Genomic DNA, 21,201 nt, shown 5'->3' with positions numbered 1-21,201 from the left:
CGAAGGTGGAACACCGGGTGGAATCGTCGCGCTGCGTCAGGGGAGAAGCCCGAGCGAGCGGGCTCGGTCGACGGCAGCGGTGCGGTTCGAGACACCCAGCTTGTCGAGGATGTGGGTGATGTGCTTCTTGACGGTGTTGAGTGACACGTAGAGCTCGTCGGCGATCTGCCGGTTGGGTTTCCCGGTCGCCAACTCGGCGAGCACCTCGAGCTCCCGGTCGGTGAGCGGCACGACGAGCGGTTGTGCAGGCGACGCCGCTGCAGCGGCGGGACCCGGGGTCCGTTCGAAGGCGGCGATCAAGGTGGCGACGTGCCCGAGCACGGTCCGGTCGAGTTCGGGTGACGGTGCGGCGACCACCCGGCCGAGCAGCGTCGCCACCGGCGTCCCCTCGTCGACGAAGGGACGCACGTACCGTTGCGGTGCGGCCAGCACTACCGCTCGCGTCAGCGATGCTGCCGCGTCGGCCGGGTGATCATCGGCCGACGCCAACGCTCGCAACAGCTCGATCTCGATCATGCTCGCCACACGCCCGTCGTCGGTCGCAGTGTGCAGGAGCCGGTCGAGCAACGGCACTGCCTCGCGGCCACGGCCCTCGGCGGTCGTCAGGCGAGCGAGGAGCAGATGTGCCGCCTCGACCGGGTGGTGTGGCTCGTCGTCGAGCCCGACGGCGCGGTGCCGGATCCATCGTTCGGCCGGGGCGCTATCGCCTTCGGCGAGGAACAGCCGGGCTCGCTGCACCGGCACGGGATTGACGAGATCGATGACGTCGTCGTCGGGTCCGACGTCGACGGCCTCGTCCATCAGTTCCCGAGCCACGTCGGTGTCGCCGTCGCATCGGTGGATCCACGCCATGGTGGCAAGGCCCGACGCCAGCGCCTGGGTGTAGACGAGCTGTCGGCTCGCCTCCAGGCCTCGGTCGACCAGGTTCCGCGCGGGCTCCAGCTCGTCGCGCTGATATGCGATCTCGCCCAGCCCGATCAGGGAGACTCCCGCCGCCGGTGAACCCGAGGCGGACGCATCCGCCTCCACGTCGAGCGCCGCTCGATACGTCGCGATCGCGGCATCGAGTTCTCCCCGAGCGCGCTGCGCCCGAGCGAGGTAGTGGCATCCGAAGGCCACACGACCCGGTTCGCCGAGCGCACGCCACCGTTCGACGTTGGTGGTCAGCGCCGACTCGGCAGGACCGACCTCACCGCGGACCCACTGGGCGCTCGCCAGGTGGAGCTGTGCGATCAGGGCGACGGCCGACGAGTCGTCCTCGATGTCGGCGAGCGCTCCCTGCGCGAAGGAGACGGCATCGTCGGAGCGGCCGCGCAGATGGGCGATGAACGCGTGCACGAGCGCCGTGGTCGGATCGAGCGTCGAGAGCGGGCTCGCGGCGCGGTCGATCGACGGCTCGAAGGCATCGTCGGGTTCGGGGCGTGCGTGCGCAGCGGCGTCGAGCAGTAGCTCGGCCTCGCCTGGCCGGCCGGCGTATGCCGCAGTTCGTGCGTGTGCGACGAGCAGGCGACGTGACGCCTCGACCCCATCGGGCAGTTCGGCCAGCCGGCGTCGCAGCGTGGCACCTTCACGGCGGAGGAGCAGTTCGTCCGCGTGCCGCTCGATCAGCCGCATGGCCAACGCGGTGTCGCCCGCAGCCGTGGCATGCTCGATCGCCCGTTCGACGAGGTCGTTCGACTCGTACCACGCTGCGGCGCGGCGATGCAGCTCGTGCACCTCCTCGTCCGGGCGCCGATCGAGCCACGTGCGGAGCAACTCGGCGAAGAGATGGTGGTATCGCCACCATCGGCGCTCGTCGTCGAGCGGCACGAGGAACAGGTTGGCCCGTTCGCACCGTTCGAGCAGCTCCTGGCCGTCGTCGCCCCCGGTGACCGCATCGCACAGTGGGCCCGACAGCCGATCGAGGATCGACGTCGACAGCAGGAAGTCGCGCACCCGATCGGGCTGCCGGTCGAGCACCTCTTCGGTGAGGTAGTCGAGCACGAAGCGGTGGCTACCGGTGAACGTGCCGAGGAACGCCTCGACATCGTCGCGCCCGCTCAGTGACAGCGCGGCGAGCTGCAGGCCGACCGCCCACCCCTCGGTCCGGTCCGTGAGCGTCGCCACGGTCGAGTCGGCGGGGCGAACACCGGTCGCCTGCTCGAGGAACGCCGTTGCCTCATCGGCGCCGAACCGCAGGTCGGCGGCGCGGATCTCGATCAGTTCGCCGCGCGCTCGACGGCGAGCGAGGAGCAGGGGCGGGTCGGCTCTGCTGATCACCACGAAGCGGAGCGGAGCGGGTGCCCGCTCGAGCAGCAGCCGAACGCCGTCGTGCACGCCTTCGTCGACGATCAGGTGGTAGTCCTCCAGCACGAGCACGATGTCGCGGTCGTCGTCGGCGGCGGCGTTGACGATCGTCGTGACGATGTCGTCGACCGTCGCGGCGTTCGCCCGTCGGGACAGCTGCTCGACCGCCGCTCGCAGCGACGCGGAGGTGTCGCCGGCCGCACCGTCGAGCGATGCAGCGACGTGCCGCCAGAATCGGATCGGGTCGTTGTCGTCCGCGTCGAGCGACAACCAGGCGACCGCGGACGATTGTCGACGACACCAGTCGGAGACGAGCACCGACTTGCCGCAACCTGCAGGCGCACACACGAGCGCCATCGTCCCCGGAGCGACCCGGTCGAGCTGGTCGGTGAGGCGGGCCCGTGAGACGAACGTCGCCGGTGGGCGCGGCGCGTGGAGCTTGGTCAACAGCACGGGTTGGCCGCCGAGCGGTGCGTCGGCGGGGGCGTGGGGGAGATCGGCCATGGTTCGATCGGGCCTTCCCGCCCGGCATCCGAAGCACGGTAGCACCGTCGTCACCAGGCCTGATCCGGCGTCGACGCTGCCGGCTACCACCTGCGAGGGTGCCGTTCGGGCGCTGATTCCACCCCGGATACCACCTTCGGGTGGCGACCGAGTGCGGCTCCGCTGCGCACGGTGTCGGCACACATCAACCCGACACGAGGAGACATCGTGCGATACGAGATCCACGTCGACGAGCGGATCGGAGCGAGCAGTTCCGAGTGGTTCGACGGCATGCACATCACGAGCGGATCCGAGGGCACGACGATCGCCGGCGACGTCGCCGACCAGTCGGCCCTCCACGGACTGCTCGACCGTGTGCGCGACTTCGGTCTCACGGTCGTCTCCGTGACCCGTGTCGATCCCGACCCGAAGGAGCGGTCATGACCAACACCCACGACAACCGACACGACGATCAGCAGCCCGTCCTCGTCCTCGGCGGCACCGGCAAGACCGGTCGCCGCGTCGCCCAGCGCCTCGAACAACGAGGTGTCCCCGTCCGGATCGCGTCACGTTCCGGTGAGACACCGTTCGACTGGGAGGACCCGTCGACGTGGGGTCCGGCCCTCGACGGCTGCCGCGCCGTCTACATCTCGTACTACCCGGACCTCGCAGCACCCGGAGCGCCCGAGGCCGTCCGAGCCCTTGCCGATGTGGCCCTCGAGCGTGGCGTCCGCCGTCTGGTCCTGCTCTCGGGGCGCGGCGAGGTCGAGGCGCAGCGTGCCGAGCGGGCGGTGTTCGACTCCGGCGCCGACGTGACGGTCGTCCGGTGCGCCTGGTTCATGCAGAACTTCTCCGAGGCCTTCCTGCGCGACGCCGTGCTGTCGGGCGAACTCGTCCTGCCGGGTGGCGACGCCCTCGAACCGTGGATCGACACCGACGACATCGCCGACGTGGCGGTCGCCGCGTTGACCGAGCCCGGTCACGTCGGTGAGCTGTACGAGTTGACGAGCCCGCAGCTGTACACGCTGACCGATCTCGCCGCCGAGCTCGGCCGGGCGACCGGTCGAGACGTCCGGTACATCCCGGTCTCGGTCGACGACTACGCCGCCGGCGCCGCCGAGCAGGGTGTGCCAGAGGAACTGGTCGGCTTCCTGACCTACCTGTTCTCGGAGGTGTTCGGCCACAACGCACACACCGCCGACGGTGTGCAGCGCGCCCTCGGCCGCCCCGCCCGCGACTTCGCGACGTTCGCCGCCGAGGCAGCCGCTACCGGCGCCTGGGACGCAAGCGTCCTGGCGAAGGTCTGACCGATGCAGCCCGAAACGACCTCACGAACGGACCTCGACATGGACTTCAAGACCCTCCTGCTCGGCGGTGGCATCGTTACCACCGGCCTCATGTCCGGCCTGCTCTACGGCTGGAGCGTGTCGGTGATCCCCGGCACCCGTCGCATCGCTGCAGGCAACTACGTCGACACGATGCAGCACATCAACCGGGCGATCATCAACCCGGCCTTCGTCATCCCGTTCATGGGCATCCCGCTCGTGCTCGGAGGGGCTGCGTGGATGCAGTTCCGGGCCGGCGATCACCGCAAGGGGTGGCTGCTGGTCGGAGCGGCCGGCACCTACGTCGTGGGCGTGCTCGGGGTGACGATCGGCGGCAACGTTCCGCTCAACGACGCCCTCGATGCGTTCGACCTGCGCAACTCGAGTGCGTCGGCCGTCGAGGCTCGACGCACGTCCTACGAGTCACCGTGGAACCGCTGGCATTTCCTCCGCACGGCAGCGAGCGTCGGAGCGTTCGCCCTCGCTGCGGCGGCGGCGCTCGTCACCACCGACGACGCGTGACCGCGTGGTGACAGGTGCATCGGGCGACTCCCTCGCGACGGGATGTCAAGATGCGTTCCATGAGCCTCAGTCGTCTCGGCCTGCTTCTCCCGCCCGTCGGACCCTGGCGTGCAGAGGCACGCGGGTACCGGTGGGCGGAGGAGGTCGGGTACGACGTTGTGTACACGGCTGACCATCTCACGCACCCGACCTACCCGGGCCTGTGGCTGGGCGAGGCGTTCACGACCCTCACGGCAGCGGCGGCAATCACGGATCGCGTCCTGCTGGGCACGTTGGTCGCGTCGTCCACGTTCCGGACGCCGGTGTCGCTGGCTCGGGTCGCCATGACGGTGAACGACGTCAGCGCCGGTCGTCTGGTGCTCGGGGTCGGGATGGGTGCGCCGTTCTGCGCCGAGGCCGATCGCGGGGTCGCCGAACCCGTCGGCGAGATGTCGAAACGGTACGCCGACGTGGTCCGGGGGTTCCGAGCGGTGCTCGACGGCGCGACCGAGTGGCAGGGCGACACCATGGCGTTCGCCGGGCTCCAGACGACGTCAGGGCCCGACGGTGTCGGCTCGCCCGAGTTGCTCTTGGCCGGTCACGGCCCACGGTCGCTCGCACTCGCCGCGGCCCACGCCGACACCTGGAATACGTACGGCGGCCCCGGGACCAGGGACCTCGACGGCGACGACTTCTGGCCGCTCCTCGAACGTCAGGTCGCGGGTTGCGAGGAGGCGTGCCTCCGGCAGGGGCGTGACCCGAAGAACGTTCGACGGTCGGTGCTGCTCGGCTTCGGTCGGGTGTCGCCGACGACGAGTGTGGACGCCTACCTCGCAGCCGTCGAACACGCCGCCGCACTCGGGTTCGACGAACTGATCGTCTACGGAGCACCGTGGACCGACGGCGACCCGCCCGACCTGGCGGTCCACGAGCAGGCGCTTGCGCAGCTGCGCTGAACCCGCCGACGCTTCGAGGCGGCTCGATCGGGACCAGAAACCCGAACTCCCGAACCCTGACGAGGGCCCGGGAGTCTCCGATGTCTCGCGACCCGCTCTCTGGTATCGAAGTGATACCATGCTGACATGGCGATGACGCTCCGGCTCACCGACACCGAACAAGAAGCTCTCCGAGCACGCGCTGACGCGGAAGGAATCTCCATGCAAGAGGCCGCGCGGCGCGCCGTTCGGGAGTTCGTCAGTCGCAGCGAACACCGAGACCGAGTCGCACAGGCCGCGGGTCTGATCATCGAAACCCACAGCGACGCCCTTCGTCGGCTCGGCGAGTGAGCGATCCGGTCGAGTTCCTCGACCTCGACGACGTCGTCGGCCTCGCCGTTGCGCTCCTCGGCGACCCTGCCCCCATCCGCGAGATCGGCTTGCTCGGCTCGGCCGTCGCACGTCCGCAGACGGCAGCGTTCGGCGAGGACGCATACCCCGACATCTGGACCAAAGCCGCTGCGCTGCTCCATTCGATCGTGGGGAACCACGCGCTCGTCGACGGCAACAAGCGTCTCGGCTGGTTGGCGACCGCCGTCTTCCTCGAGATCAACGGCGTCGAGATCTCGAATGCCAGCAACGACGACGTCTATGACCTGGTCATCGAGGTCGCGGCCGGAAAACCGACCGTCGAATCGATCGCCAATCGACTCCGCCAACTCGCTGCGTAGACCAACGGATCCGAACATCGACGGTCGAGATGGGGCCGCCTGGCGTTTCGCATCCCCACTCGGCATCCCCACTCGGCATCAACGACGCCGTCAGCGACGACCGCCTCGACCGTCCCGGCGCCAAACCCTCTTCCTCGTTTGCAGATCGAGTTGAGCGCACAAGGTTGCGAAGGGTCGGCGACGTCGCCGGCTTTGAAGGACACACCGTCGTGGCGAGGGGTCGAGGTGCGTTGCGACGAGCGTCTGGACATGGAAGGCCACCTGCGGCCAGCAGCGCGGTGACTCGTAGCGGGCGGCGCCGGGCGTTGCCGGACACCGCCGAATTCTACGAACCGGGCACCCGTAATTCTACGAATGCCCCATTGTGGAGCTGGGGGGAATCGAACCCCCGTCCACCAGTCCGTGAACGGACCCGATACGACCATTCCCGCATTGCACCTAACGCCGGCGCACTGGCGGGTCAGCCGACCTTGCGATCAGCGCCCGAGCTTTCCCGGGAGTCAGCGGTCTTTCTCGCCGTCAGCGGTCTTTCCCGCCGTCATCCCTCACTTCTGTTGCCGGGCTGTGATGGATTGGCCCCGTGCGGCATTTCTGCTCACGATGACTCTTCACTCACCTGGAAATCAGGCGGCGAGAGTGAACTGCTCATCGGCAATTCTTTGGGTTGCCCCGTTTAGCGAGTCTGAGCAACTCGGGTCGCAAACCCGCCCAACAGTTCTGATGTCGAAACCAGTCAGCCCCGTGAACGATATGTCAGCGGCTCAGTGTACGAGCGGTGAACGCCGCTCCCACGTTCGGTTCGGCCGTCGGCACGCTGTTCGGCGGTCTTCGGTCGTCGACGGGCGCGGGTGAGGTGCCACACTCGTCCGATGGAGTTGCGCCACCTCATGACGATTCGGATCGCCGTGAACCCGGTCGAGTCGTTCGGCCGGTTTCCCTTCGGTGAGCGTCGACTCATCACGTTCGACGAGGGAACGTTCGAGGGGGCCGACCTCCGCGGCACGTTGCTGCCCGGCGGGGTCGACTGGCAGCTGGTCGCACCCGACGGCACGCTTGAGATCCGCGCGCACTATGCACTCCGCACCGACCGGGGCGAGTCGATCGAAGTGGTCTCCGAAGGGGTCCGGGCGGCACCGCCCGAGGTCTTGGCCCGCCTCGCCGCGGGGGAGCAGGTCGACCCCGACGAGTACTACTTCCGGACGCACATCCGGCTGTCGACCGACTCCGAACGACTCGACCGACTCAACCGTGTGCTCGGCGTCGCCCGCGGTGAGCGGGCGCCGGGCGGTGTTGCCATCCACGTCCACGAGGTGCTCTGACGTGGAGCACACCGACGCGATCCTCGTGGTCGGCGGCGGCATCGGCGGGCTGGTCACCGCGTTGAGTCTCCACCAGGACGGCCACGACGTCGTCGTCCACGAAGCAGTGCCGGAGCTCAGGGCCTTGGGCGTCGGCATCAACCTGCTGCCCCACGCGGTGCGCGAACTCGACGCACTCGGTCTGCTCGCCGACCTGGAAGCCGAATCGGTCGCACCGACCGCGCTGGCGTACTTCACGAAGCGGGGACAGCCGATCTGGGAGGAGCAGCGCGGCAGAGCCGCCGGATACCGGTGGCCACAACTGTCGGTCCATCGAGGCACGCTCCACCGCATCCTGAGCGCTGCGTGTGTCGAGCAACTCGGTCACGACCGCATCCGCCTCGGCCACCGGTTGACGGGCGTGCGTTCCGATGGCGACCGAGCGATCGCGACGTTCGAGACCGACCGAGGAGCGGCGCAGGTGTCGTCGCCGCTCGTGATCGGTGCGGACGGCATCCACTCCGCCGCCAGGGCGCAGCGTTACCCCCACGAGGGCATGCCCGAGTGGAACGGAGCGTTGCTCTGGCGCGGCCTCGCCGAGACCGAGCCGGTTCTCGACGGGCGCACGATGGTGTGGGCCGGTCACCCCGATCAGAAGTTCGTCGGCTACCCAGTGCTCGACCTCGACGGTGGTCGTCAACTGTTCAACTTCATCGCCGAGTTCCGGACCGATTCGGTCGTGCTGGCCGAGCGCGAGGACTGGAACCAGCCCGGCCGACTCGACGACTTCATCGACCGCTTCGAGTCGTGGCGGTTCGATTGGCTCGACGTGCCGGCCCTCATCCGCTCGGCGCCGGGAACCTTCCGGTTCCCGATGGTCGATCGGGATCCGGTCGACCGGTGGACGTTCGGTCGGACCACACTGCTCGGCGACGCCGCACATCCGATGTATCCGATCGGATCGAACGGAGCATCGCAGGCGATCCTCGACGCCCGAGTGCTCACCGGTTGTCTCCGCTCCCACCCCGGCGACATCGATCGGGCGCTGGAGCGCTACGAGGAGATCCGACGTCCCGCAACGGCCCAGATCGTGCTCGCGAACCGCGGCCTCGGCCCGGAGGCGCCGATGCAACTCGTCGAGGAGCGTGCGCCCGACGGCTTCGACGACATCGGCGACGTCATCACCCGCGACGAGATCCTGGCGGTCACCGACGGGTACCGCCGCACCGCCGGATTCGCGCTCGAGGCGCTCTCCGACGGCACGTCGATCGCCGACCGAGTCGACGACTGACCGAGTCGGCGGCGCTCAGGCGGCGAGCGTGTCGGTGAGCCCGGTGAACAGGTTGTCGAACACGTTGTTGCGGTCGAACCGCATGGCGTAGGTGCGAGCCGCGGCTTCGCGCGTGCGCAGCTCGGCGGCGCTCATCCCGCCGATCGCCAGGTCGATCGCCTCGGCCAGCTTCTGGGGTGAGCTGTGCGGGACCATCAGGGCGTTCGACCCGACGGCTTCCGGGATGCCGCCGGTCTGGCAGGTGATCACCGGACCGCCGCCGGCGAGCATCTTCTCGACCAGGGCGATCCCGAACGTCTCGACGAACTCGGGTCGGGGTTTGCTCGGGAGCGCGAACGCTGCCGAACCGGCCATCAGGAGCGGCTTCTCGGTGTCGTCGACGTCGTCGAGGAACACGATCTGGTCGGCGGCGAGCGACGAGGTGGCGTGTGCCCGCAGCGCAACCGCCTCGGGGCCGTTGCCGGCGATGACCAGCTTGGTGTGGTTCCGGCTGTGACTCCGGGCGAAGCCGGAGATCAGGTCGTCGACGCCTTTGGCCTTCGACAGGCGAGAGAGGAACAGGACGTACCGATCGCGTTCGAGCCCGCGAGCGGCGAGTGCCCTCGCGATGGCGCCGTCGTCGAGGTTCGTGTACTGGCACGCGTCGATGGCCGGATACGAGATGCCGATCCGCTCCGCACACTGAGGGGCGAACTGCGTGCCGTGTTGATCGTCGATCTCGGCCGCAGCGTGGATGATGATCTCCTTCGTGTACTCGCTCACGGCGACGCACGTCTCGTTGCTGAGGTAGGTCGAGAACAGGTGGGCGGCGGCGCCGAACTTCTCCGACTCCACGCACGACCGCACCACGTTCGTGATGTCGGAGCCGACGGCCTCGGCGATGGTCGTGACGTGTTGGGGGAGACCCGTCGCAGCGGCGACCCGCCGGGCGTCGGCGACGACGGTCGCGTGTGGCGTGAGGTACAGCGACATCGCAACGGTGGGAACCCCGTCGGTGAACAGCTCGACGAGGCGGCCGGTGAGCCCGGCGAGGTAACGGCCGTCGGGCACCTTGTAGTCACCGACACCCGTCGGCCGTTCGACGGTGATGCCGTCCGAGTACGGCATCACCGCGTCGAGCGGCTTGAGCGGCAGGTGCGCAGCGCGCAGGACATCGATCGGCCAGGTGACGATCCGGACGTCGTCGAACCCGCGTGTGAGAGCGACTTCGGCCAGGTTGCGTGCCTCGCCCGAGTGACCGCAGATCACAGGGTCGGCGCGGACGACGATGACGAGGCGTCGATTCGGTGTGTTCATGGGGCTCCTGGTGTTCGTGCGAGCGAATCGCTGGTCGATGCGGATGGGGGGCGGGTCGACGTCGCCCAGGTGGAGGGGCGATCGCCGAGAACGATGTCGAGGCGTCGGCCACCTCGGAGTTCGTGGGCGCCGAGCCAGGAGCGGTCGACGGGCTCACCGTCGAGTCGCACCTCCTGGACGTACTGGCACGGTCGGCCGCGCTCGGGTTCGACGAACCCGGGTGCCTCGATCGTCAGCGGTGTCCCGCCGACATCGACGGTGGCGTGTGCGAACGAGGGGGCGTTCACGAGGAACAAGTTCTGCCCGGCCACCGGAAACAGGCCGAGCGACGCCCAGACGTACCACGACGACAGACCGCCGGAGTCGTCGTTGCCGGCGAGCCCGCCACGACCCGGCCCGAACTGCTGGTCGATCGCCGCCCGCACCACTTCGGTCGTCCGATCGGGTCGCCCGGCGTAGTGATAGGCCCACGGCGCTTCCATGTCGGGCTCGTTGTTCATGCCCTCGAACCGGTTGAGCGCGTAGCCGCGGTCCATCTCGTCCTTGGCCGGTCGTTCGCCCGGCTGCTTGACCGGATCGGCGTGGTACCCGAAGAACTCGTCGAGCAGCGCGACGAAGCGCCGGTCGCCGCCGGCGAAGCCGATCCTCGTCGCCATGTCGTGGAGGATCCGGAACGAGTAGTTCCACTTGCCGCCCTCGTAGAACGACGAGTCGACGAGCAGCCCCGACGCTTGGTCGAAGGCAGCGGTCCAGCCGTCGGCCAGGGCCTCGAGCTGGCCGGCCAGCGCCTCGTCGCCGACCTGACGCGAGACGACGGCGGTGCAGTGGTAGGCGAATGCCACGTCGAGCGTGTGCGTGATCGGGTGAGCCACACCGCGCTCCAGATAGTCCTCGGCGTAGCCGCGTCGGAGATCGCTGTGCATGCACGACAGCGCCCAGTCCCAGTCGATGCCGGGTACCTCGAGGGCACACAGATCGGCGAAGAAGGTGTGGGCCAGCGCGCTGCCCTGTCGGGCGAAGCGGTCGGCGCCCCGTGCCATCCGATAGCCGATCGGGAGGTTGCCTTCCTCCTCGCAGATGTGGAGGAGTGCATTGGCGAGTTCGACCGAACGCTGCGGGAACAGGGTCGAGATCAGCGGCAGCTGCGTCCGGTAGATGTCCCACATCGTGCAGAGGTCGAACACGAACGGCCCGTCGGCCGGCCAGAACGGGCTCTCGCCCGGCGCGAAGCACGGCTTGATCAGCGAGTGGTACAGCGCCGAGGCGAAGACCGTCTCCCGGTCGGCGTCGTCGGTCTCGACGGCGATCGTCCCGAGATGCTCTCGCCACGCACGTTTCGTCGCCGTCCGGCGGGTGTCGAATGCCTCCTGTCGGGTCGCGATGTCGGTCGAGAGGTTGCTCGCGGCACGCTCGGTGCCCCGCAGCGAGAAGCCGATTCGCAGCTCGACCGAGCCGCCCGCCTCGACCGGTCCGCGCCACAGCAGGCCGAACGGGCGGAGCGTCGTGGGGCGGATGTCGTCGAACTCGAGTCGAGTGCTGCCCTCCATGAGCCGGCGGTCGTACCAGAGGCTCTGTCGCCACCCGGGTGAGTCGCACGCGAGATGGAACGAGAGGGGCGCGCCCTCGACCGTGATCTGGCCGGCCGCCTCGGCGTGGCCGTGGGTCTGCATGTGTGCTCGCAGCGGCACGGTCGCGCCGTGGTCGATCGCCAGACCGCCCTGCGAGAGGTCGACGACGACGCGAGCGTCGGTCGCGCTCGGGAACGTGTACCGATGCACCGCCGACTTCGGGCCGACGGTGATCTCGCAGCGGATGCCCGACTCGAGGGTGCACGCGTAGTAGCCGGGCTCGGCGACCTCGTCGGTGATCCGCCAGCTGGTGCCGAGTTCGTCGAGCGGGCCGAGCATCGGGGTGACCCGGACGTAGTTGTAGTACTTGCGGATCGCGCCGGTGCCCGATTGCTGGAAGTGGGTGAAGCCCGAGGCCTGGAGATGGTCGAACCGCCGAGTGGGGAGTCCTTCGGTGCCGAGGTCGTACACGCCGTAGCCGGTCGGGTAGGCGCCTGAATAGGCGCACGCGGACACCATGCCGAACGGATGGCACGCTCCGGGGTGGGTGTTGCCGACCTGGGGTTTCGGGAACCACCACGTGGCGGCGATGCCCTCGGGCGGGGACAGGTCGATGGCATCGGTCCCGATGAACGGATCGACACGATCGAACACGTCGTCGACGGTAGGAAACGAGCAACAACGGATGCCGTCCGATGTGTTTCCACTCGGTGAAGACGGTGTGCGGACGCGGAAGAGCCCGGGGCCGAAGCTCCGGGCTCTTCCTGTTTCTGACCGACCGGCGAGGTGTGGGTGGCCGATCAGATCGTGGTGCTGATCTGGTTCGTCAGACCGTCTGCTTGTCCTTCATCGGGACCTGCTCGGTGAGGAACGCTTCGGGGACCGTGTCGGGGATCTCCTTGCGGCGGGCCTGCCAGACGAAGGCACCGCCCATCACCAGGAAGACGAACCCGAGGCCGGCCAGCAGGATCGAGATGCCGAGGCCGATCTGCAGCGTGGCGTGGGTCGCAGCGCCGACGCCGAGCTCACCGAAGAGGCCGTGTGCGGTGCCGCTCCAGGCACCCTCACGGGCGGGGCCGTCGAGGATGTCGGTCCGGGCGAAGCCGGTCCAGTAGCGGCCGTCGACGGGCACCGTGTAGGTGCCTGCCTCGAGGACCTCACCCTGGTAGGCCTCGACGACGCCGTTGTAGGTGCCATCGGGGTCGAGCGCTCCGCTCTCGATGCCGGCGGCGATGTCGTCGGCGGTGAGGGTCACCATCTGCTCACCGTGGAGCACGTGGTAGCCGATCGTCGCCATCTGGTACATGTACTCAGTGGCGGTGTTCACCAGCGGGTCGTTGGGGTCGAGGTCACTCTCGACGACGGGGAAGTTCCAGTCGTCCTCGAGCAGTTGCATGATCGCCTCGGCACCTTCGGTGGTGCCCCGGTCGGTCAGCTGACCGTCTTCGTTGTAGCTGAGCTCGACGTTCTGGGCCTCGCTGAAGGCCTGCAGTGAGCCGTAGCCGCCTTGCACTTGGCTGTACGCATAGCCGCCTCCGACGAAGAATCCGAGGCCGACCACGATCAAGAAGACTCCGAGGAGTCCGAGTGGCTTCTTGAACATTGTCCCAACTCCTTTCGAGTTGTTGTGCAGTGATTCGTGAGGTGTTTCACGAAGTTCTCGGTACTCATGCTGACGTTTGCGCCGGCAATCGATTAGGGCCCTAGGTCCCGGCTCCGGGGGTATTGCTATCGACCGGACAATTGGTGTTTCCCCTGGTCATGGCGTCACCCCTCGGCACGCCCGGCTCGGGTCCCGAGACGTTCTAGGCTGTCCGGGTCCATCCACGACCACAGGAGGAAACACCATGGGACTGTTCGACAAGGCCAAGGATCTCGTCGGCAAGCACGACGACAAGATCACCGACGGCATCGACAAGGCTGCCGACGTCGCCGACGACAAGCTCGGCGACAAGGTCGGCTCCGACAAGATCGATCAGGCTGCCGACGCGGCGAAGGACGCGGTCGACAAGCTCGGCGACGGCTGACGCCGTCCACCGACGACTCGAGGGCACGGTCCGCACGGACCGTGCCCTCGTCGCGTCCCGGTGTCAGTTCGGCAGCACGAGGGCGTTGAGTTCGATGTTGCCGATCGAGGCGGTCGCATCGGAGTTCTTGCACACGAGACGGACGGCTCCCTGTGACGCACTGAAGAAGTCGATGACGCGCGTGCCGGAGATCGTCGCCGTGCCGACGCCGTCACCGAAGTCGATCTCACTGGTGCCGCTCGCCCACGAGAAACTGGTGGAGGTGCCGACCGAACAGTTGGCCCGATCGCCCGGATTGCCATAGACGATGCCGCTGTAGCCGACGACGAGCTGGCCACCCTGCGGGAGTTCGTACGACAACGACAACACCGTCCGGTCGTTGGTCGACAGTTGCGACCCACCGAACGACGAGCTGCGGATCGCGTACGGCAGGGTCCGTTCGACGACCTGCCGGTTCGCGTACCGTCCGTCGGCTTGTCCCTTGGTCCACACCGAGTCGGTGTCTGCCTTCGCTGCCAGGCGTTGGTCGACATCGCTGCGCGCATAGACGTCGCCGGCGTCGACCTTGTCGGCGAGCAGGCCGTCCACCTCCGTCTTGGTGTGGTAGCGGTCGTCGTGGTGGTGGTCCTGGTGATAGCCCACGAGGTCGATGACGACGTGGACCGTGCCGGCGAAGTTGAACACGTCGAACGTGCCGTCGACCGACAACGGGGTCGTCACCGCGTTCGGCACCGGCGGCTGACCCGGCGACGGGTTCAGGCTCGACGCGTTGGGCACGTCGCCGCCGGGCCACACGGTGAGGTGGGTCGGCTCGCTGGCACCGAGTGCGGTGATGTTGAGCGCCACCGCTCGGACGTCGACCGGGATGTCGGAGCACTCGCCGCTGGTGCCGCGAGCCGAGACCGTGTGCGTGTCGGTCGGGCCGAGTGGTGTGACGCGTCCGCCGATGCCGTTGGCCGGCCGGGTGTCGACCAACCGGCACGAGGCGACGCTCGTGAACACCGTCCGATCGCCGGTTCCCTTCGTTGCCTCGACCAGCCCGACGCCGCCCGCTCCCAACGTGATGGCGATCACTGCGCCGATCGCCGCCCATCGTGTCCGCACCATGTTCATCGGTCCAGCGTGACGATGATCCGGCACGACCACCATCCGGATGACCGGACGACTCGGTAAGGCTGTCCGGAGTCGGTACGGGGCTCGGGTCAATCGGTGTCGAAGGCCGGGTTGGGGACCTTCGGTGTGTAGTCGTGGTCGAGTCCGTTGACGGCGACCGGGTCGTCGTCGCCGTCGGGCTCACCGTCATCGTTCCCATCGTCGGCTGCGTCGTCGTCGGGCGGCGTCTGGTACTTGACCGGGCTCTGCCGGAGCGCGCCGTCGTCGTCGACGAAGAGGTGCCACCCGGCGACGAGCACCGTGTCTCGGCGCGGTTCGAGGTGGAAGGTCTGGACCCGTGCCCGCAGTCGTCCGTCGGCGTGTTCTTCGAGGATGACTTCGTAGGCGCGATGATTCGCGTCGTTGACCGACAGCGCGACCTGGACGCCCTGCAACCCGTTGATGACGAGTGACGCAGCGTTCACGTGTCGGTTGGCGTGGGCGACGGTGCCCGGTGAGGCCGGCGGGGTCGGGAGCGGCTTCGTGCGTGGGCTGCCGTCGGCGTTGCGGCCACCGATGCGACCGTCGACGACGGGCCCGGTGTGCGGCTGGATACCCTGCCCGGTCGTCACGTCGACGCCGCCGCTTCCGGTCGCCGACGTCGACCCGACGAAGGTCGGCCGACCTCCGAGTCGGATCTCGATCGCCTCGAGGTGGTCGTCGTCGACGGTGGCCGGAGCTCGCAGCCCAGTGGCGAACGCGAGTGACAGCAGCGTCTGCCAGACCCCCGAGATCTCGGCGTGGACCTGCTCGACCCCTGTCCGGTACGACACGACGACCCATCCCGGATCCTGCCCGTCGAGCGATGCGGCGGTCGGGATGCCGTCGGGGATGTCGGCGTCGATCGTGTAGTGCTCGTCGCCTCGGTCGACGTGCGGGATCACGATCGGGTAGAGCCTCCCGTCGGGCCCGCGGACGGCACCGCCGCCGGTGTAGTAGGCGTCGGGTCCGAACGACCGACAGCCGGGCGGGATCGCGGTCTGCATCCAGATCGAACGGTCGAGCGCGACGATCGACCGAGCGAGCGAGAACTCTCCGGCTTCGAGACCCGTTGCGCCGACGTCGTCGTTCAAGCCCGCCCACAGGCTCCGTTCCGCATCGACCCAATCGGCGCGCATCGCGGCGAACCACCCTTCGCTGCTGATCGACGAGCCGAAGCGGTCGGCGAGCTCGGCCTGTTCGACGGTCGCCGTGAGGAACCTGGCGAGCGCAACAAGTTCGTCGCCGAGCTCGCGCACGATCGCGACCGACGACCTCGACAGTTCGGCAGTGACGAGCGCCGTCTCGATCGAGGCCGCCTGATCGCGTGCCCGCTCGGCGAGATCGTCGAGTCGCGACGCCGTCAGCCCGACCTGGGCGGTGTCGAGCGTCAGGGCGTCACCCATAGCGCACCCACGGAGCGGGACGCTGTGGCGGGCTGGCGTCGACCTCGTCGGACCGCAGGAAGCGACCGTACGCCGCCGTGTACGCATCGCAGATCGTCGCCCGGTGCCGGGCCTCGACGGCTTGCTGTTCGAGGTCGACGGTCGCCGCCCGGATGTTCGCGAGCGAGACGCCGGTCGTGGCGTCGATCGCCGTGCGCTGCGGGCCGGACAACACGAGCCCATCGGCCAGGGAGCGCAACTGTGCGGCGAGCGTGTCGAGTTGATGGCGGGCGTCGTCGAGCACCGTCGCAATGTGCCGATACTCCGAAGCGGTGGGCATGCCGCCAGTGTCGACGACCGACGTCTCGGACGACATGGGGAAGACTCCCCGGCGTCAGAGCGAGCGAACGGTCGGCCGGGCCACCACGAGCCCGACCAGAGCGCAACACAGCAGTCCGATGACGACCATCGCCGTCGACACGCTGGTCGCAGCGACCAGCCCGAACAGCACGAGCGCCGTGATCGGGAACGCCCCGTTCTGGGCCATTGCGACGAGGCCCATCACGCGCCCCATCAGTTCCGACGGGGTGTGCTGCTGTGTCAGCGTGCGGAGCACCGTCATCGCGATGCCGCCACTGAGTCCCCAGACGAAGCCACATAGCATCGTGATGGCGTATTCGCGCGACAGACCGATCGCCACGAGACCACCGCCGAGCGGGACCGAGGTGAAGAACGCGAGGACCAAGCCAGGGCGGCTCGGCGTCCAGCGGTTGGCCAAGACCATGGAGGTGATCATCATGCCGATGCTCATCGCCACGTTCAGCGCGCTCGCGGCGAGCGAGTCCTTGCCGAGCACGTCGCGGGCGAACTCCGGGAGCAGCAGCGACGACGTCGCGATCGCGACCCCCAGCACGCCGGTGATCGCCAACAGCGACCGGAGCGGCTCGGTGCCCAGCGCGATGCGGATGCCGTCGAACACCGACCCGCGGGTGGCGGCGGCCCCGATCAGCCGGTCCGGCAGCGGCGCCCTCGACACGACGGCGAGTCCGAGCACGCTGGCGACGACCAAGAGCCAGAAGCCGGCCGCCGTGCCGAAGCCCTGCATGACGGCGCCACCGAGGAAGATGCCGCCGATCGTCGAGATCATCATGCTCAGGTTCTGCAGCGCCACGGCCTGCATCAACTGTTCCTTCGGTGACACGGTCGGCACGAGCGCCTGCATCAGCGGCATCAGCATCGACGGCGCGGCGATCGCGACCAGTCCCGTCACCATCGTGAGCGCCACGGTCATCGTGTCGGTCTGGACGAGGAGCGCGGTGACCGTGAACATGACGGCACTGATGACGAACAGGATCGCACCGAGTCGCTTCGGCGCCAGGTAGTCGGCGAGCGAACCGGCCCACGCACTGAGGAACAGCGGAGGGAGGCCGATCACGATCCCGAGGATCGCCGTCGCCGGGTTCCAGTCGGTCAGTTCGCCGACGAGCCAGACGAACACGAAACGGCTCGTCCCGAACACCGTCGCCGACAAGATGTTGGCGACGAGCAGCGCCCGGAACGGCGGCAGCCGGAGCAGGTCGCCGACTGCCGGTTTCGGTACGACCTCGGTCGTTTCTCCCACAGCCGCATCGTGCTCTGTGATGTCCCGGTGCGACGAAGTGGAGCCGCACTCGTCCGGCGCCGGACGCGGCCGGTACGACTCGCGCTCGGCCCGCACCCGCCGGTTCTCGTACCGTGGTCGGCGTGGTCCAGATCCGGAAGGCACGAGCGGGCGACATCGTCCAGGTGGCGCGCACCACCAGTCGAGCGTTCGCCGCCGACCCGGTGATGCGCTGGTTGATCCCCGACGACGACGAGTACGAGTCGGCGTGGTTGGCCGTCTTCGGCAACATCGCCCGTCGTTGGCACGCCACCGACTCGTTGTGGTGCACCGACGACGTCGCCGCCATGGCCGGATGGGTGCCGCCGGGCCGGCCGACCGTCGAGTTGGGTCCCGACGACGGCATCGTCGAGTACGACCATCCCGAGTGGCGTATCGAACGGTTCAAGGCGGTCGGCGCCGCGCTGGCGGAGCACACGCCGCCTGAACCTCACTGGTACCTCAACATGCTGGCGACTCATCCCGACTGGCAGCGACGCGGGTTGGGCGCGGCGCTGATGGGCGAGGTCTTCTCGATCGCCGACGAGGCCGGACTTGCGTGCTATCTCGAGACCGAGTCGGAGGAGAACGTCGCGTACTACCGACGGCACGGCTTCGAGGTCCGCAGCGAGTGGGACCTGGCGACACACGACACGTTCGGCCCGCACATGTGGGGCATGCTCCGTCCGCCACGCTGACCTGTCATGGCCCGTTTCCGTTTCACGACGACGACGCTGAGTACCCGGGATGCCCGTGCGCTCGCTGCGTTCTACGAACGGCTGCTCGGGTGGGAGCGGGGGAGCGACGAACCCGGGTGGGTGACGATCGGCGACCCTGCCGGTGGGCACCGCCTCGGCTTCCACCACGATGACCACTACTCGGCGCCCGCTTGGCCGTCCCGTGCCGGTCAACCGTCGATGACGGCGCATCTCGAGATCGCCGTCGACGACCTCGAATCGGCCGTGGCCCATGCGCAGGAGTGTGGGGCGAGTCCCGCCGACGTGCAGCCGCAGGACGACGTGCGGGTGATGCTCGACCCCGAAGGGCACCCGTTCTGCCTGTTCCTGTGGCCCGACATGCCGGCCGGGGAGTGAGCCGTCCCCGCGCTCGTGGCCCGACGGTCGACGGGCTCCGAGGGATTCGGTCGTCGTCGACCGCTCCGGGTTTCAGACCAGACGGTTGCGGCACTCGCCGACGCCGTCGATCACGGTCGTCAAGGTCTGCCCACGGCGGAGAAACACCTGTGGGTCACGGGCCATGCCGACGCCGCCCGGCGTCCCGGTCACGAGGAGATCGCCGGGAACCAAGGTGACGAACGTCGAGGCGTACTCGATCAGGTCGATGGGGCCGAAGCACAGCTCTCGCGTGTTCGACTGTTGCATCACCACACCGTCGACGATGCACGAGATCGGGAACGATGGTGTGTCGGCGGTGGTGCCCGGCTCGGCGACGAGCAGGTGGGGGCCGACCGGCGTGGAGCCTTCCCACGCCTTGCCCGGCATGAACTGTGTGGTGTGGCGCTGGTAGTCGCGGATGCTCAGGTCGTTGACGACCGTCCATCCGGCGATCGCCGCGGCTGCCTCGTCGGCGCTCGCACGTCGCACCGGCGACCCGATCACGACGCCGAGCTCGGCTTCCCAATCGGCCGACGTCGATTCGTCGTCTCGGGGGAGCGGGACGTCGTCGTAGGCGCCGGTGAGCGAGCGGGCGAACTTGGGGAACAGGGTCGGGTGCGAGGGTCGCTCTCGTCCGGTCTCGGCGATGTGGTCGAGATAGTTGAGGCCGACGCAGATCACCTTCTCCGGATTCGGGATCAGCGTCGCATAGTCGAGCGTGTCGACGTCGTGCCGGGCGCCGTCGGCCGACGAGGCGACCGACCGCCAGTCGGGGTCGGCCAGGAGCGCTCCGACGTCGGCGTGTCCGATCTCGACCGCCTGGTCGTCGTCGACCCGCACACAGGCGTGTCCGTTCCCGGTCCGAATCGTCGCAAGCCGCATCCCCGCAGTCTGCCCGCTCGACCCCGCCCCACCACACTTCCCGCCCCGGACGCCTGGTCGATTTAATCGCCTGGGTATCCACGGGTGGACGCCTGGTCGATTTAATCGCCTGGGTGTCCGAGCGGGATGGGTGGGGAGTTGTGCCCGGTGCAGGGTTCGGGCACATCCGATACCTTCGGCATGGCCGACTCTCCCACGCTCCACGAGGTATTGGGAGATACTCATGCGTCCACTTCCACGGGCCGTACTCGACGGTGCTCGCCGACAACACGGTCTGGTGACCGCGACCGACCTCCGTCGTGCCGACTATGCGGGTCGAGCCCGCACCGACGCGCTCGCTTGCGGACTGCTCGTTCGTGTCCACAAGGGCGTCTACCGCATCGGTTCCCACGCCGAGACGTTCGAGCAGCGGTCCAAGGCGGCGCTCCTCGCCGCCCCCGATGCGGTGTTGGCGGGCCCGACGGCTGCCCGCTTCTGGAACCTGCGATCCGTGCGGACAGACGACGTCCATATCTTGGCGCTTCGGGCGATCAAGTTGCGCGGGGTCCATGCGCATCGCACCGATCTACTCCGGTCCGGCGACAGCGTCGAGAAGCTGGGGTTTCGTCTCCTCGCCCCGGCCCGGCTGCTGTGTGATCTCGCCCGGTTCATCGACGAGGCCGAGCTGGAGTCCGTGTTCGAGCAGATGCTCGACCGACGGATCATCACCGTGTCGTCGGCACGACAGATCGCACGTCGTTTCTGCCGTCCGGGTCGTCCGGGATCGCAAGAGGTCGCCCGATTGCTCGACGCTCGACCGGAGTGGCTCAAGCCGGTCGGGTCGGAACTCGAACTGCGCGTGTGGAAGGCCTTGGCGAGAGTCGGCCATGCCCTGGAACGGCAGGTCGAGGTCGAGGTCGAGGACGGCTCGACCGTGAGACTCGACCTCGCGCAGCGGGAGTGTCGGATCGGCATCGAGGTCGATCACACGCGGTTCCATGGCGGCCGGCTCGATGTTCAGGGTGACAAGCGTCGCGACCGGCTCCTCACTGCACTCGGGTGGACCATCGTGCGAATCACCGATGAGGACGTCGACCGCCGGTTCGTCGCAACGGTCGACGAACTCGTCCGCCTGCTCGACCGACGAATTGCCGACCTCCGGGCCGCATCCTGAACCCGCCCGTCCGTCCGCCCGGTCCCGGACGCCTGGTCGATTAAGGACCCGCGCGGATAGGCGGTGTGTGGTGACCATCCACCGGTTGGTGGGTTGGCTCGGTTTTCATACCGAGTGCAGCCCAACACACCCAACCGGGGAGGTCACCGAACATC

General features: G+C 68.4%; 21 protein-coding genes and 1 other RNA gene. 12 read left to right on the top strand and 10 right to left on the bottom strand.

Going from position 1 to position 21,201, the window contains the following annotated elements; translation table 11 throughout:
- Nucleotides 1-36 precede the first annotated feature (36 nt).
- Complete coding sequence (locus BDK89_RS13250) at nt 37-2,790, bottom strand: winged helix-turn-helix domain-containing protein (RefSeq protein WP_133869389.1); 2,754 nt, start codon at nt 2,788-2,790, stop codon at nt 37-39.
- Between the two features lie 171 nt (nt 2,791-2,961).
- Between BDK89_RS13250 and BDK89_RS13245 the strand changes: the two genes are divergently transcribed.
- The 6 genes from BDK89_RS13245 (at nt 2,962) to BDK89_RS13220 (ending at nt 6,261) form a co-directional block, all read left to right on the top strand.
- On the top strand, nt 2,962-3,213 hold the full coding sequence (locus tag BDK89_RS13245; protein ID WP_208294073.1) for a hypothetical protein: 252 nt from the start codon (nt 2,962-2,964) through the stop codon (nt 3,211-3,213).
- Entirely contained in the window at nt 3,210-4,076 is an 867-nt protein-coding gene (locus tag BDK89_RS13240) for an NAD(P)H-binding protein (RefSeq protein WP_133869388.1), read from the top strand. Before BDK89_RS13245 ends, BDK89_RS13240 begins: the two co-directional genes overlap by 4 nt.
- 39 nt (nt 4,077-4,115) lie before the next feature.
- Complete coding sequence (locus BDK89_RS13235) at nt 4,116-4,616, top strand: anthrone oxygenase family protein (RefSeq protein WP_166657567.1); 501 nt, start codon at nt 4,116-4,118, stop codon at nt 4,614-4,616.
- Nucleotides 4,617-4,675: 59 nt separating this feature from the next.
- A complete protein-coding gene (locus BDK89_RS13230) occupies nt 4,676-5,551 on the top strand; it encodes an LLM class flavin-dependent oxidoreductase (protein WP_133869386.1) in 876 nt (291 codons plus the stop codon).
- Between the two features lie 126 nt (nt 5,552-5,677).
- On the top strand, nt 5,678-5,881 hold the full coding sequence (locus tag BDK89_RS13225) for a ribbon-helix-helix protein, CopG family (RefSeq protein WP_208294072.1): 204 nt from the start codon (nt 5,678-5,680) through the stop codon (nt 5,879-5,881).
- Nucleotides 5,878-6,261, top strand: coding sequence for a type II toxin-antitoxin system death-on-curing family toxin (locus BDK89_RS13220; RefSeq protein WP_133869385.1), 384 nt, complete (start codon nt 5,878-5,880; stop codon nt 6,259-6,261). Before BDK89_RS13225 ends, BDK89_RS13220 begins: the two co-directional genes overlap by 4 nt.
- Before the next feature lie 362 nt (nt 6,262-6,623).
- On the opposite strand, the gene ssrA is transcribed toward BDK89_RS13220, so the two are convergent.
- Nucleotides 6,624-7,002, bottom strand: a transfer-messenger RNA (tmRNA) gene (gene ssrA, locus BDK89_RS13215).
- Nucleotides 7,003-7,130: 128 nt separating this feature from the next.
- On the opposite strand from ssrA, the gene BDK89_RS13210 reads away from it, so the two are divergent.
- Both BDK89_RS13210 and BDK89_RS13205 read left to right on the top strand, forming a co-directional pair.
- Entirely contained in the window at nt 7,131-7,580 is a 450-nt protein-coding gene (locus tag BDK89_RS13210; RefSeq protein ID WP_133869384.1) for a DUF3237 domain-containing protein, read from the top strand.
- Between the two features lies 1 nt (nt 7,581).
- Nucleotides 7,582-8,850: a flavin-dependent oxidoreductase gene (locus BDK89_RS13205; protein WP_208294071.1), complete on the top strand. Its 1,269-nt coding sequence runs from the start codon at nt 7,582-7,584 to the stop codon at nt 8,848-8,850.
- 15 nt (nt 8,851-8,865) lie between these two features.
- Here the strand turns inward: BDK89_RS13205 and BDK89_RS13200 are convergent, their stop codons facing one another.
- The 3 genes from BDK89_RS13200 to BDK89_RS13190 all read right to left on the bottom strand — a co-directional run bounded on the left by BDK89_RS13200 (nt 8,866) and on the right by BDK89_RS13190 (nt 13,317).
- The gene (locus BDK89_RS13200) at nt 8,866-10,146 is read right to left on the bottom strand and encodes a glycosyltransferase (RefSeq protein WP_133869383.1); all 1,281 of its coding nucleotides are present in this window, start codon (nt 10,144-10,146) and stop codon (nt 8,866-8,868) included.
- Nucleotides 10,143-12,368 carry a glycoside hydrolase domain-containing protein gene (locus tag BDK89_RS13195; protein ID WP_133869382.1) on the bottom strand — a complete coding sequence of 742 codons (2,226 nt, stop codon included), beginning with the start codon at nt 12,366-12,368 and terminating at the stop codon, nt 10,143-10,145. Before BDK89_RS13195 ends, BDK89_RS13200 begins: the two co-directional genes overlap by 4 nt.
- Nucleotides 12,369-12,540: 172 nt before the next feature.
- Nucleotides 12,541-13,317 carry a hypothetical protein gene (locus BDK89_RS13190; protein ID WP_133869381.1) on the bottom strand — a complete coding sequence of 259 codons (777 nt, stop codon included), beginning with the start codon at nt 13,315-13,317 and terminating at the stop codon, nt 12,541-12,543.
- 244 nt (nt 13,318-13,561) lie between these two features.
- Between BDK89_RS13190 and BDK89_RS13185 the strand changes: the two genes are divergently transcribed.
- Nucleotides 13,562-13,741: an antitoxin gene (locus BDK89_RS13185; RefSeq protein WP_133869380.1), complete on the top strand. Its 180-nt coding sequence runs from the start codon at nt 13,562-13,564 to the stop codon at nt 13,739-13,741.
- A 63-nt stretch (nt 13,742-13,804) separates the two neighbouring features.
- Here the strand turns inward: BDK89_RS13185 and BDK89_RS13180 are convergent, their stop codons facing one another.
- From BDK89_RS13180 to BDK89_RS13165, 4 genes are all read right to left on the bottom strand, one after another.
- Nucleotides 13,805-14,854, bottom strand: coding sequence for a hypothetical protein (locus BDK89_RS13180; RefSeq protein ID WP_133869379.1), 1,050 nt, complete (start codon nt 14,852-14,854; stop codon nt 13,805-13,807).
- 89 nt (nt 14,855-14,943) lie between these two features.
- Nucleotides 14,944-16,278 carry a hypothetical protein gene (locus BDK89_RS13175; RefSeq protein WP_133869378.1) on the bottom strand — a complete coding sequence of 445 codons (1,335 nt, stop codon included), beginning with the start codon at nt 16,276-16,278 and terminating at the stop codon, nt 14,944-14,946.
- Nucleotides 16,271-16,597, bottom strand: coding sequence for a hypothetical protein (locus BDK89_RS13170; protein WP_133869377.1), 327 nt, complete (start codon nt 16,595-16,597; stop codon nt 16,271-16,273). The genes BDK89_RS13175 and BDK89_RS13170 overlap by 8 nt, the downstream gene beginning before the upstream one ends.
- Before the next feature lie 54 nt (nt 16,598-16,651).
- Nucleotides 16,652-17,878: an MFS transporter gene (locus BDK89_RS13165; RefSeq protein ID WP_166657566.1), complete on the bottom strand. Its 1,227-nt coding sequence runs from the start codon at nt 17,876-17,878 to the stop codon at nt 16,652-16,654.
- A gap of 122 nt (nt 17,879-18,000) precedes the next feature.
- On the opposite strand from BDK89_RS13165, the gene BDK89_RS13160 reads away from it, so the two are divergent.
- Both BDK89_RS13160 and BDK89_RS13155 read left to right on the top strand, forming a co-directional pair.
- On the top strand, nt 18,001-18,594 hold the full coding sequence (locus BDK89_RS13160; protein ID WP_133869375.1) for a GNAT family N-acetyltransferase: 594 nt from the start codon (nt 18,001-18,003) through the stop codon (nt 18,592-18,594).
- 6 nt (nt 18,595-18,600) lie between these two features.
- On the top strand, nt 18,601-18,990 hold the full coding sequence (locus BDK89_RS13155) for a VOC family protein (protein WP_133869374.1): 390 nt from the start codon (nt 18,601-18,603) through the stop codon (nt 18,988-18,990).
- A gap of 72 nt (nt 18,991-19,062) precedes the next feature.
- Here the strand turns inward: BDK89_RS13155 and BDK89_RS13150 are convergent, their stop codons facing one another.
- Complete coding sequence (locus BDK89_RS13150) at nt 19,063-19,893, bottom strand: fumarylacetoacetate hydrolase family protein (protein WP_133869373.1); 831 nt, start codon at nt 19,891-19,893, stop codon at nt 19,063-19,065.
- Nucleotides 19,894-20,170: 277 nt separating this feature from the next.
- Between BDK89_RS13150 and BDK89_RS13145 the strand changes: the two genes are divergently transcribed.
- Nucleotides 20,171-21,046, top strand: coding sequence for a DUF559 domain-containing protein (locus BDK89_RS13145; protein ID WP_133869372.1), 876 nt, complete (start codon nt 20,171-20,173; stop codon nt 21,044-21,046).
- Nucleotides 21,047-21,201 lie beyond the last annotated feature (155 nt).

This window comes from Ilumatobacter fluminis (assembly GCF_004364865.1).
GTDB lineage: Bacteria > Actinomycetota > Acidimicrobiia > Acidimicrobiales > Ilumatobacteraceae > Ilumatobacter > Ilumatobacter fluminis.
Note: the sequence above shows the minus strand (reverse complement) of the source record. Positions and strands in the feature narration are given on the sequence as shown.